This is a genomic window from Saccharospirillum sp. ABV4_185, assembly GCF_056159245.1.
In genome coordinates, this window is the sequence record NZ_JBSWUW010000001.1 from 1921744 (window position 1) to 1934156 (window position 12413).

At 58.4% G+C, this 12413-nt stretch carries 11 protein-coding genes; 6 read left to right on the top strand and 5 right to left on the bottom strand.

What is annotated here, in order from left to right; all coding sequences use genetic code 11:
• Positions 1 to 215: 215 nt before the first annotated feature.
• Positions 216 to 2312 carry a hypothetical protein gene (locus ACXAE6_RS08985; RefSeq protein WP_475146610.1) on the bottom strand — a complete coding sequence of 699 codons (2097 nt, stop codon included), beginning with the start codon at positions 2310 to 2312 and terminating at the stop codon, positions 216 to 218.
• 210 nt (positions 2313 to 2522) lie between these two features.
• Here ACXAE6_RS08985 and ACXAE6_RS08990 point away from each other — a divergent pair, with 210 nt between their 5' ends.
• The 6 genes from ACXAE6_RS08990 (at position 2523) to ACXAE6_RS09015 (ending at position 8873) form a co-directional block, all read left to right on the top strand.
• Positions 2523 to 3974, top strand: a complete 1452-nt coding sequence (locus ACXAE6_RS08990; protein ID WP_475146611.1) for a TrkH family potassium uptake protein — start codon at positions 2523 to 2525, stop codon at positions 3972 to 3974.
• An 11-nt stretch (positions 3975 to 3985) separates the two neighbouring features.
• Entirely contained in the window at positions 3986 to 5344 is a 1359-nt protein-coding gene (locus ACXAE6_RS08995) for a sensor histidine kinase (RefSeq protein ID WP_475146612.1), read from the top strand.
• Positions 5345 to 6043, top strand: a complete 699-nt coding sequence (locus tag ACXAE6_RS09000; protein ID WP_475146613.1) for a response regulator — start codon at positions 5345 to 5347, stop codon at positions 6041 to 6043.
• Positions 6044 to 6344: 301 nt separating this feature from the next.
• On the top strand, positions 6345 to 7409 hold the full coding sequence (gene rsgA, locus ACXAE6_RS09005) for a ribosome small subunit-dependent GTPase A (protein ID WP_475146614.1): 1065 nt from the start codon (positions 6345 to 6347) through the stop codon (positions 7407 to 7409).
• 402 nt (positions 7410 to 7811) lie between these two features.
• Positions 7812 to 8018, top strand: coding sequence for a cold-shock protein (locus tag ACXAE6_RS09010; protein WP_108126131.1), 207 nt, complete (start codon positions 7812 to 7814; stop codon positions 8016 to 8018).
• A 189-nt stretch (positions 8019 to 8207) separates the two neighbouring features.
• Positions 8208 to 8873 (top strand): MliC family protein, encoded by a 666-nt coding sequence (locus ACXAE6_RS09015; RefSeq protein WP_475146615.1) that lies wholly within the window; start codon positions 8208 to 8210, stop codon positions 8871 to 8873.
• A gap of 7 nt (positions 8874 to 8880) precedes the next feature.
• Here ACXAE6_RS09015 and waaA read toward each other — a convergent pair whose 3' ends face one another.
• Genes waaA through ACXAE6_RS09035 form a run of 4 tightly spaced genes read right to left on the bottom strand, consistent with a single transcriptional unit; the run spans position 8881 to position 12408 of the window.
• A complete protein-coding gene (gene waaA, locus ACXAE6_RS09020) occupies positions 8881 to 10212 on the bottom strand; it encodes a lipid IV(A) 3-deoxy-D-manno-octulosonic acid transferase (protein ID WP_475146616.1) in 1332 nt (443 codons plus the stop codon).
• The gene (hemW, locus tag ACXAE6_RS09025; protein WP_475146617.1) at positions 10209 to 11360 is read right to left on the bottom strand and encodes a radical SAM family heme chaperone HemW; all 1152 of its coding nucleotides are present in this window, start codon (positions 11358 to 11360) and stop codon (positions 10209 to 10211) included. Before hemW ends, waaA begins: the two co-directional genes overlap by 4 nt.
• Positions 11357 to 11968: an RdgB/HAM1 family non-canonical purine NTP pyrophosphatase gene (gene rdgB / locus ACXAE6_RS09030; protein WP_475146618.1), complete on the bottom strand. Its 612-nt coding sequence runs from the start codon at positions 11966 to 11968 to the stop codon at positions 11357 to 11359. Before rdgB ends, hemW begins: the two co-directional genes overlap by 4 nt.
• Positions 11965 to 12408 (bottom strand): DUF4426 domain-containing protein, encoded by a 444-nt coding sequence (locus tag ACXAE6_RS09035; RefSeq protein WP_475146619.1) that lies wholly within the window; start codon positions 12406 to 12408, stop codon positions 11965 to 11967. The genes rdgB and ACXAE6_RS09035 overlap by 4 nt, the downstream gene beginning before the upstream one ends.
• Between the last annotated feature and the right edge of the window lie 5 nt (positions 12409 to 12413).

The window sequence follows — 12413 nt, forward strand, 5'->3', positions numbered from 1 at the left end:
AATTACGTCATATTTTTGACATGACGCTATCGTAATAGCGCATCCGCGAGGTTTTTTGAGATTGGGGATGAAGGCCGAGTGTTCAGTCGTGCACGGGTGATGGGGCTCGTTACCAAGGGAGGAATGTGTTTGAAGGCAGCGCCGGCTTTGGCAGGCAATAAAAAGCCCCGCATCAGCGGGGCTTTTTTTGAACAGCTTAAGGCTTCTTTAACGGCTCAACGGCGGTAGTACATCAGCATTTCGCTGTCGAGGCCGGCATCGTAGAGGCAGTAGAAGCCGTCTTCGCTCATGCCGAGAATGGTGCATTGGTAGTCTTCTGCTTCAACCGCTGCCAGTGACTGGCCGCAGCTGTCGCGGCTTTGGGCGGACTGACTGTCCTGGAACAGCTGATTGCCTTCCTGGCGCCATTGGTAGTCGAGGGTGTAGAGCTCGCATTGTTGCTGATCGTCTTTTTGCACGTAACGACCAGAGCCCTCGGCGCTAAAGGTTTCGCTGCCGTCGGGGTACCACTGGCAATCGGAACTGAGCACGGAGGTCTGGTACTGGCCCGGCTCAATCTGGTTTCCGGCGCTGTCCGGCCGGCCGATGGTGGCATTCAGCACCGCTTCCCAGCCGCGTTCGGTGTAGGTTTCGCGGTAGGTGTATTCAATCGGCAATTCGCTGAAGGTCAGCATCGACAGGTAGGTGGCTTCGCACTCACCCTGAGCAGGCAGGTTGAAGTAAGGCATGCCGTCGATCATCGCTTCGCCAAAGCGCGCCATGTTAAAGGCGCCGCCGAAGGTGCCATCGCGGTTCAGCGGTTCGCTGGCCAGATCGTCGGCAGCTTGCGCAGCGGCTTCGCCGGTGTAGGCCACCAGGTGCGAGCCTTTAATTGCCAGGTAGATGGGTTCCGGCCAGTAGGGCATGGGCAGCGCGACCGGATCTCCATTGGTGGGGATTTGCGGAATAGGATAGAAGGCGGCGGCGCTGGCACGCAGGGTGTTAGCGAGGACAGCCGGATCGTCGGCGCTGGCGCTGATCAGCGCAGAGCCACTGAGGCCGGTCGGCGATTGGGCGTTGGGTTCGAGGTTGAAGGCAGCCACACCCAGACCTTTAAAGCCCGGCAGCACGCCATTGATCATGCCGGCGAAAGACGGGTTCAGGCTGTTGCGCAAAGCGGTCTGCATTTCCACCAGTTGCGGGCAGCTGAAGCTGGCGTTGGAGAATTCCGTCCACAGTGCTGTGATTACCGGCGACAGAGCATTCAGGTCGATACCCGCGGCCAGCGCGAAAATCTTGTCGCTGGCGTCATTGCTGTAGGCCGGCAGCGAGCCGGGCAGTTTGGCCAGTTCGGTGGTGACCGCCCGGTTATTCATTTCCAGGATAAAGCGCGCGCTTTGCATGATGCTGTCGGCGCTGACGTCCAGGTCCTCAATGCCGTAGACCAGACGCGGCACACTCTGCGCCAGGCCTTGCCATTCGTCGGCGCAGTTGGCGCTGACTGAGGCGTTCAGCTCAGCCATTTCGCTGGGAATCAGCGCTTGCAGATCTTGCCCCATCAGGCTGGTGTGTGGCTGCAAGACGGCCTTGGCGATTTCGGTGATGCTGAGGTAGCCACGCATCAAGGTGTCGAAATCGTACTCATCACCCAGGGCTTTCCAGGTTTCGCTGTCGACCAGCGATTCGCTGACGGCGGCGCGGCCAAAACGCTGGGCCAGGCGATCATCGTCGTCGAATTCGTTGATGACGGTGAGGGTGGCGATGCCCTCATCCAGGCTCAATGCCAGGTTCATCTGGTTGTTATCCTGCACCGCTGTCAGTCGCCATTGCTGTACCTCCAGCCCGGCGATCTGACGAGTCTTGGCGGCTTTACCAGTCTCGGCAGCGGCGTCGTTCCAGCGCTGCATAAAGGCATCCGGGTCGCTGACTGTCATGCGCACGACTGGCATCAGACCATCGAGATAGAAGGCATAGTAGTCACCGGCTTCGATGCCGTAGTAAGCCGGCAGGTTGGTGTTGGTGCTGTCGAGCTGGGCAATAAAGTCTTCATAAATGCGCAGCAGAACGGCAAGGCCCGGGGAATTTTCGGTGAGCTCATAAAGCTCGGTCATCGGTGGCTGATTGGCGCTGTAGGGTTCGCCCTGCATAAAGCTGTAGCTGTCTATGTCGGAATGGCCGGCGGTAAACCAGGCGGTGTCTGCCGGTGCGCTGGCGAGTAAACGTTCCAGCTCGGAATCGTCGGAACCAAAGAGACCAAAGAAGTTAAATGACCAGGCCGGGGCGGCCACTAACAGGGTGCTTGCCATCAATAGACAGCGATGTATGCCTTTCATCCAAAACTCCGAAAGCGGGGGAGAATCCCCTCCTAGTGGGTGAAGACTGCCGAGTGTAGCAGGATGGTCTGCGAACGGTACTGCCAGGGCGGACAACTGTGCGCCTGTTGCTATTACGCAGAAATTACGCCGCTTCGGCTGGCCTGATAGTTCGCTTACGGCGCTCTCCATAGACTGTTCGGCATCAGGTCTCGTCTTGGGAGGCGAGTGATGTCCGAGCTGAAACCGGCGCTGCAGATTGCTTCTTTTACCTTGCTGGTCTGGGCGGGTTTTATGGTGGTGCCGATTCTCTGGGTCGATTGGCACAACGATCAACTGGTGCGACCGCTGGTGTTCAGCGCGGTGTTCTGTGTGGTGCTGGCGTTGTTGTGTTTTGTGCTCGGCCGCGGCCGTCTGCAGCGTTTGCGCCCCCGTCAGATGTTTTTGGTGACGCTGTTTAACTGGACGCTGCTGTCGGTCACCGGTGCCTTGCCGCTCTATTGGGGCTGGCCGGAATTGAGTTTTGTCGATGCGCTGTTTGAAAGTGTGTCCGGTTTGACCACCACCGGCTCGACGGTGATTGCCGGCTTGGACCGCGGGCCGCGGGCCTTGCTGGTGTGGCGCTCCATTACTCAGTGGGTCGGCGGCATCGGCATTATTCTCATGGCGGTGGCGGTGCTGCCGTTTCTTAAAGTCGGCGGTATGCGGTTGTTTCGTACCGAATCGTCTGAATGGTCCGATATTCAAAACAGTCGCATCGCCCGGGTGGCGCTGACCATTGCGCTGGCCTATGCGGTGATTTCACTGCTGGCGTTTTTAACCTACTGGCTGCTCGGCATGACCGCTTTCCAGGCCTTCAATCATGCGCTGACGTCCGTTGCCACCGGCGGTTATTCAACCTCGGATGCGTCCTTCGGTCAGTTCCAGCGACCTGCTTTATTGTGGGCGGCGAGTGCCTTTATGTTGCTCGGCGGTATGCCGTTTTTATTGTTCGTCAACTCGGTGCGTGAACGCAGTTGGCTGGTGCTGCGCGATGCGCAGGTGCAACTGCTGTTGAAGCTGGTGCTGGCAGCGACCCTGGCGGTGACCTTGGCGCGTTGGCTGGCTGGCAGTGAAGCCTCCTGGAGTGAGTTGCTGACCCACAGCCTGTTCAATCTGGTGTCGGTGATTACCACCACCGGTTACGCCAGCGATGACTATTCCCAGTGGGGTGGATTTGCTTTGCTGGTATTTGGTTTTCTGATGTTCAGCGGTGCCTGCTCCGGTTCGACGTCCGGCGGCATCAAGCTGTTTCGCTATCAGTTATTGGCGTTGATGACGCGCGAACATCTGTTCCATTCGTTGCATCCGAAAGCGCATTTTTCCCGGCAATATAATCAGCGCCGCGTCGAAGAAGGGGTGCTGGTTGCTGCGCTGGCGTATTTCTTTCTGGTGATGGTCAGCTGGCTCGGCTGCAGTCTGTTGCTGGCGATGACCGGTCTTGATGCGGTAACCGCAACCTCGGCCGCCTTGACCGCGCTGATGAACATCGGCCCGGGGCTCGGTGCTATTATCGGCCCGGCTGGCAACTTCAGTTCGCTCAATGAAGTGGCCAAGTTGTTGTTGTGTGTTGCCATGTTGCTCGGTCGCTTGGAATTTCTGGCGCTGATCGTGCCCTTTACGCCCGGCTTCTGGCGTTGGTAAGGAGAATGCTGTTGAGACTGCCCTGGCCCAATCGTAACGCCTGGTTGCTGGCGACGCTGTTGCCGGTGTTGGTCACCTTGCTGGGTTGGTTGCCCGGCGCCTGGCTGAACCAGTCGACGCATCTGCTGTTGTATTTAATGGTCGCGCTGGTGTGCGCACTCTGGACCGGTTGGGCCGGGGTGTTGATCTGTGCCTTTCTCGGTTTTGCGCTGTTTAACTTCTTTCATACCCAGCCGCGTTTCAGTTTTCAGATGCACGATGCGGGCGAACTGGCGGCGGCACTGGCCTATGTTTTCTTTGCACTGCTGGCCGGTTGGTTGGCCTATCGGTTGCGCTCGCAACTGCTGCAGTTGCAGTTTCAGGAAGGCTTTCTTAAAGCTCAACTGCGGTTAATGGCGCAGTTGCAGCGCGGCGATGATTTAACCGCGGCGCTGGCCGATTTCAGTGCCGAACGTTTTCCCGGTCAACTGCGGTTGACCCCGGCACCGGGCGAGCGCGATGTTTTAACCGGCGCCCGGGCCTTGCACGTCGAGGTGCTCAACGAACAACCTTTGCCGGCCAGTTGGCAGACGCTGGTGCGCAGTCTGGGTGAACAGGTGCAGACGGCGCTGGAACGGGATGCCGCCGCCGACGAACTGAAACGCGCCGAGCGTCAGGCCGATGAAGAACGCCTGCGTTCGGCCTTGTTGTCGTCGGTATCGCACGATCTGAAAACACCCCTGGTGACGATGATGGGCTCGGCGACTTCGCTGCGTGATTTGCACGCCGATCTGTCCGAACAGGACCGGCTGGATTTGCTCGATTCGATCATCGATGAAAGCCAGCGCCTGGAAACCTATATCCAGAATCTGCTCGATATGACGCGCCTGGGGCAGGGTGAGTTATCGCTGAACCGGCAGTGGGTGTCGGTCGAAGAACTCTATGCAGTGGTGGCACGTCGCATGACGCAAGACAGTCAGCGCCAGCGCTTGCGGCTGGATGCCGAGGTGGATTTGCCATCGCTTTGGGTGCACGCCGCTCTGGTTGAACAGGCGCTCTACAACGCTGTTGATAACGCCTTCAAAGCATCGCCGCCGGATGGACAGGTACTGATCAGGGTGCGGCGTCAGGATGACTGGATGGTGTTGGATGTGTGCGATCAGGGTAAGGGGTTGCCGGTCGATCAATGGGAGGCGGTGTTTGCCCAGTTCTATTCGTTCAGCCGTGGTGATCGCTACGAAAAAGGGTCCGGTCTGGGGTTGACCATCTGTCGCGGCATGATGCGGGTGCATGGTGGCGAGGCCTGTATCGTGCCGCCGCCGGAGGGTTTCGGCCATTGTTTACGACTGAGCTTGCCGTTGTCTCAGGCTGGCCAGTCGGGAGAAGCGTAGATGAACCGAATTCTGATCATTGATGACGAACCGCAGATCCGCAAATTTCTGCGCATCAGCCTGACCTCCCAGGGTTATGAAGTCATTGAAGCCAGTGATGGCGCGACCGGTCTGGCTCAGGCGGCGCTGGCCGAGCCGGCCTTGGTGGTGCTCGATCTGGGCTTGCCGGACTTGGATGGCAAGGAGGTGCTGCGGCGCATTTTGGCGGAACGCAGTCTGCCGGTGCTGGTGTTGTCGGTACGGTCGGATGAAGCCGAAAAAGTGCAGGCGCTGGACCTGGGGGCTCTGGATTATGTGGTGAAGCCCTTCAGCGTTAACGAATTTCTGGCCCGGGTGCGCCGCTTGCTGGCATCGCGGGCTGCAGAGCCGATGCAGCCGGAGCCGTTGTTTAACGATGCTTATTTGAGTATCGATGTGGCGCAGCGTCGGTTGTTGGTGCGTAACGACAATGTGGTGCTGACGCGTAAGGAGTGGGCGGTGTTGCGTCACCTGATGCTGGCCTCGGGTCGGTTGGTGACCCAGACGGCACTGCTGGAAACCATCTGGGGGCCGACGCATCGCGACGATACTCAGTATCTGCGTAATGTGGTTCGTCAGCTGCGTCAGAAGCTCGATGACGATGCGGCCAACCCGCGCTACATCGAAACCGAGCCGGGTGTCGGCTATCGCTTTTTGGGACAAAACCAGATCTTAGCCTGACCGGCTCTTGCCTGGCCGCTGTGGCTGCGGCAAACTGCTTGGCGTTGTCGCTGTGGTGGCAAAGTTCCAGCGCAAACGCAAACCAATAAGTCCCATCGCAAAAAGGAGGCGTTTTTCATGAACCTGAACCTTGTAGAGCTTGCCCCAGTGGCAGGTCGAGGCTGAGCGCACTCCTTCTTCCTGTGGAGCTTTCGCTCCAGTTTTACCTGCCCTGAATCGGACCGGATCGATCCAAGTTAGACGACTTGGGTCTTAGCCTGTTAACGCCAGTTTGACGCTGGCTCCGTGAAGGGAAACCCTCATGACTTCTGCATTATTAACGCTGGCCGACCTCGGCTGGCGACCGGTATTTCAACAACAACTGAGTCTCGACGAACTGTCCAATGGCCGGCCGGCCAGAGTGACGGCGGTGCATCGCGATCGTCTGGAATGGCTCGACGAAACGGGCGCGCACAGCTGGATGATCAGCGGCGCTTTTCGCCACGCCGAGGCCGGCGATCGGCCTACGCTGGGCGATTGGCTGTGGCTCGATGCTGCCAGTGGCGAACCACAACGCTTGTTGCAGCGGCAGACGCTGTTGCGCCGCACCGCCTCGGGCACCGAACCGAAGCCTCAGCTGATCGCAGCCAATCTCGATACCTTGCTGATCGTCGCCTCGTGCAATGCCGACTTTAATCTGTCGCGGTTGGAGCGCTATCTGGCCTTGGCGCTGGATGCCGGTGTCGATCCGGTCATCGTGCTGACCAAGGCCGATTTAAGCGCGGACGCTGACGCACTGCGTGATCAGGCGCAGTCGCTGCGCTCAGACTTGCCGGTGGTCTGCCTCGATGCCCGCCAGAGCTGGTCGGTTGATGCGCTGTCACCCTGGTTGATGCGTGGTCAGAGTCTGGCCTTGGTCGGGTCGTCCGGCGTTGGCAAAACCACCCTGACCAACAGCCTGATCGGTGAAGCACGCTTTGCCACTGCCGCCATCCGCGAAGACGATGCCAAAGGTCGGCACACCACCACTCAGCGACAGATGGAGCGCACACCGCTGGGCGCCTGGATCATGGATACACCGGGCATGCGTGAGCTGCGTTTGGGGGAAGCGGCCGAGGGTGTCAGCGCCCTGTTCGATGATATCGAAGCGCTGGCGCAGCAGTGTCGCTTCGGCGATTGCGCCCACCAGGGTGATGCCGGCTGTGCGATAGCGGCGGCCGTGGCGTCGGGCGAGTTGGATGCGCGGCGGCTGCGTTCTTACCAAAAACTGCAGCGCGAAACCGCCCTGGCCAGCGAAACAAACTGGCAGCAGCGGCGTCGCCACAAGGCGTTCAGCAAGATGGCCAAACGCGTGCAAAGCGATCAGCGGGCCAAGAAGACGGACTGAGCTTAAAACCGCTAGTCGCCTGTCATTAGAAATTCACGCCTGGCCAGCAAGCTGTTGTTGGGTCGGGCGTGACTCGCAATTGGTGAAAAAACGAGCAATATCAGATAGTTGTCGAACAACGCTCAGAAAGCGGGTGAGAACGGCGCTGTTAAGCGACTTTGGCGGCTTTTCGGGGCGCTAAAAAGTACTTTACATCCAATTTGGCTTCGCTAAAGTGAGCTTTGTAAAAGATTGTCGCAATACTTATAAGCAAGACCCGGTGAGACTTTGTCGTACTCTGAAGAAGTTCCCTAAGCAGGTTGCGCGTAAGTAAGACGTTATCTTTACCGGCAGCGGCTGTCTGGAATTGCTCTGGCTCGAGCGCTGTCCGAAACACATCGCATCCTCTTCCAGGAGAAAGCAATGTCTGTACAGACTGGCAAAGTAAAATGGTTTAACGAAACCAAAGGCTTCGGCTTCATTGAAGTGGAAGGCGGCAAAGACGTTTTCGTTCACTTCAGCGCCATCAAGGGTGACGGTTTCCGCACTCTGGCTGAAGGCCAAGCCGTTCAGTTCACCATCACTGAAGGTCAGAAAGGTCCTCAGGCCTCTGACGTCGAAGTTATCTAAGAGCGTTATTTAAGCCTTAATCGGTTTACCTCATTCCATAAAAGGTCGCCTCGGCGGCCTTTTTTTGTGGCTGCGGTTTTTTGTGCGCATCGGTATGACCGACGTCACCCTCTTTATAACGCGCCCTTCAATTAGCACCGGGCGACAGGCATGCTGGAACCATCCTAATCATCCTACAAGGAGAGGGTTTTGAATAAAGGCAGGGTGTTAGCTGGGTGTGTTTTGCTTGGGATCCTGGCCGGTTGTGCCAGTCGCGAGCCCGTTACCGAAACCACCGATCAAGCCAGTTTGAGTGTTTTTGAATGCGCTCAGACCAGTGTCAGTTTTTATTACCTCAGTGCCGAGGATGCCCGGCTGTATTTACCCGACGGACCGGTTGAACTGAGCCAGGCGCGCTCGGCTTCCGGAGCGCGTTTTGTCGGTGAGGATGTGGAGTTCTGGGATAGAGGCAATCACGCCTTGCTGACGTTGCCCGGCCAGGCCAAAACCGAGTGCCAGCTCAACGAAGCCCGGGCGCCACGCGATACGCTCGGGCGTTATCCGGTCAACTTTCGTGCCTTAGGCAACGAGCCGGGCTGGCTATTGGAGTTGAGCGATCGCGAGGCGCATTTGTTAACCGACTACGGCCAGGTACGAACCGTCACCCCGCTGCCTGAAGCCAAGGCCGTCGGGCCAGGCATTAGTTACGATATAAGCGGTGAGGTGACCGAATTGATCATTCATCTGGAGCCGGTGCCTTGTCAGGACAGCATGAGTGGCGAAGATTTCGATTGGACGGCAGTCGTTACCCTGGACGGCCAGACCTTTCAAGGCTGTGGTCGTGCCCTGACGAAAGCCTGGCCTCAGGCGCTTTAAGCGAGTGTCAGTGGCCGGTGCGCAGCGGACGAATGTCGCGTGAGGCGCTGCTCGGGTCACTGTCTGGATTCAAATCCAGGTGCTTTTCGATCCAGCTTTCCAGGCGTCGCAATGCCCCCTGTTGTTGCTGGAAAAAGAGGTAGGCACGCTGGCCGTAGGTGTCGCGCAAATCCTGGCTTTGCAGCAGGCCGAGCAGGCGCTGGGTCAGTTCTTTGCTGTTTTCGACCGTCACCAGACAGTGCTCTTTAAGCATCGCATCGACGATGGATTGGAAGTTGATAAAGCTCGGGCCCAGCAGAATGGGTTTGGCCAGCGCCGCTGGTTCGATGGGGTTGTGACCACCGCCTTCGTTGAAGGTGTTGCCGATCACCGAGACGTGCGCCACGCCGTAGAACAGCAGCAATTCACCCAGCGTATCGCCCAGAAAGACCGCATCATTTTTGCGCGGCTGACCCGTGCGTGAGCGGCGGCTGTAGCGCCAACGATCGCGATCGAGCAGGTCGGCCACCGCATCGAAACGATCGGGATGACGGGGCACCAGAATCAGCAGGGCGTCGGGCAGTTTGGCGCGAATATCACGATGCACCTTGAGCAGCGTTTCTTCTTCACCGGCATGGGTGCTCGCTGCCACCCAGACCGGCCGGCCAGACAGCTGCTGACGATAGGTTTCGATGCGGCTGTGCAGTTCCGGCGTCAGCGGTAAATCGAATTTGATCGAACCAGTCACTTCAATGCGGTTGCTGTCGATGCCCAGTTCAGCAAAGCGTTCGGCATCGGGTGCGTGTTGGGCTGCGACACCGTCTAGCTGGCGCATCATCGGGCCAATCAAGGCGCTCAGTCGCTGATAACCGCGCAAGGAACGCTCGGACAGTCGGCCATTGGCCAGCAGCACCGGCACTTTGGCCTGTTTGCAGGCGTGCAAGAGGTTGGGCCACAGCTCGGTCTCAATGATCACCAGCGCACGCGGTTGCAGGCGCTTGAGCAGACGCCGCTGTACGTGCGGTAAATCCCAGGGCAGATAGGCGTGGTAAACGCTGTCGCCGAATTGCGCTTTGACGGTTTCAGAGCCGGTGGGTGTCATCGTCGTGACCAAAACCGGCATACCCGGATGGCGCTCCAGCCAGCGTTCAATTAACGGCTTGGCAGCGATGGTTTCACCCACGCTGACCGAATGCACCCAGAGCGCACCGGCCGGTATTTTGGGCCAGTGACCAAAACGCTCACCCAGGCGTTTGCGATAAGCCGGCAGGGTGCGACCGCGCAGCCAGACGCGCACCAACAGCAGGGGCGTCAGCAGATAAAACAACAGCGAATAGAGGTGGCGCGCTAGAGTGCTCATGCCAGCCACTCGGCAAGAATGTCATTTAAGTATAGAAAACCTTGGGGTGTAGTACGCAAGCGTCCAGCCTCGATGGTCAGTAAATTTTGTTGCTGCAACTGGCTTAGAGTCGGTTCCAGTGTAGCGCGATCCAGGCCGGTGGCGACTTCAAAATGGTCCAGCGGCATGCCTTCGACCAGGCGCAGACTGTTGATGAAATAGTCGAATGGCCGGTCTTCAGCGCTGACCTCTTCTTCCTGACGCAGCAACAGTCGTGAGCGGTCCAGATAATCTTTCGGCAGCCGGGTTTTACGGGTGCGGCGAATAACGAACGGCTCGGTCTGGGTGATTTTACCGTGCGCGCCCGGGCCCAATCCTAAATAGTCGCCATAACCCCAGTAATTGAGATTGTGCCGGCAGCGCTTGCCATCACGGGCGTAAGCCGAGACTTCGTACTGGGCAAAACCAGCTTCTTTGAGACGTTGCTGACCAGCTTCCTGAATCGCCCAGAGCGTATCGTCCACCGGCAGCTCCGGCGGACGTCGGTAAAATTCGGTATTGGGTTCGATGGTCAGTTGGTACCAACTCAGGTGGGTCGGGTTCAATGCGATGGCGCGATCGAGGTCAGCCAGTGCATCGGCTTCGCTTTGTTCAGGCAAGCCATGCATCAAGTCGATATTAAAATTATCGAAGCCTGCTTCGCGGGCGCGTTCGATGGCGCGCACCGCCTGATCCGGATCATGGATACGGCCCAGACGTTCCAACTGATGCACCTGAAAACTCTGCACGCCGATGGATAAGCGATTAACGCCAGCCGCGCGCAAACCGCTAAAACGACTTTCATCGATGGTGCCTGGGTTGGCCTCGAGGGTGATTTCGCAATCCTCGGCCAAGCCCAAATGCTGATGCAGCGCTTCGAGAATAGCGCCGATGGTTTCAGCGCTGAGCAGGCTAGGCGTGCCGCCACCGAAGAACACCGAATGCACCAGGCGGCCTTGCGCCAGAGGTGCGTCCTGCTTCAGGTCTTCGATCAGCCGTGCCAAATAGTCGGCTTCGGGAATGGCGTGCGGATCGAGAGCATGGGAATTAAAATCGCAGTAGGGGCATTTGCGCACGCACCAGGGGACGTGCACATAGACCGACAGCGGAGGCAACACAGCGTCGGTCATAGCCCGAAGCGGTCACGCAGCAGCGGCAGCAAGGCGTCCAGTGCCTGGCCGCGATGCGATACTTTATTCTTGGTGGCCTTGTCCAGTTCGGCTGCGGTCTGGCCCAGTTCGGGTACAAAGAATACCGGATCGTAACCGAAGCCATCGCTGCCGGACGGCGTTTCCAGAATGCGACCTTCCCAGCTGCGTTGCACGATCAGAGGTGTCGGATCGGTAGCGTGACGCATCACCGCGAGCACACATTGAAAGCGAGCGGTGCGTTGCTCGGCAGGCACGCCATCAAGTTCACGTAGCAGTCGTTCGATATTGGCGGCATCGCTTTTCTCGCCGCCGGCGCGCAGTGCATAACGCGCCGAATAAATACCCGGCTCGCCGTGCAGCGCATCCACTTCCAGACCGGAATCGTCGGCCAATGCCGGTCGTCCTGTTGCTGCGGCGGCATGGCGGGCCTTGAGGATGGCATTTTCGATAAAGCTGAGGCCGGTTTCCTCGGCGTCGGTCACGCCCAGTTCGCCTTGGGGTTGAATATCGATCGACAGCGGCTCCAGCAAGTGGCGGAATTCGCGCAGTTTGCCGGCGTTACCGGAGGCCAGTACCCAGGCGCTCATGCTTCTTCCTCCCACATTTCTTTGCTGAAGCTGAACTGGTAATCGCGCTCGCCGGGAATCTCGACGTTGATGTCGAACCAGAGCATTTCACGGTCGAGCAAACGCACGATGCCGAGGTGATAGATGGCGTTCTGTTCGCGCACCACGTCCAGTTCAATAGTGCGTTGTTGGCCGAGCAAATCACGCACGCTCAGGCTGACCGTTGCGTCGACGGGCGTGGCCACGCCGTTGTTTTGTTGCTGCAAGACTGAGAGGTTAACGATGGCGCTGCGGCCGGCGCGAGGCAGGTTGTATTGACGCGCAATCTCCGGCTGCAACAGGGTCGAATTAAAGACGATGTAGTGCAGTTCGTAGTCGCCATTGAAGACGACTTTTTGTTCGGCCTGGGCGGTCAATGACAGCACACCGAACAGCGCAATAAAGAAGACAGAACGAATCATGGCGA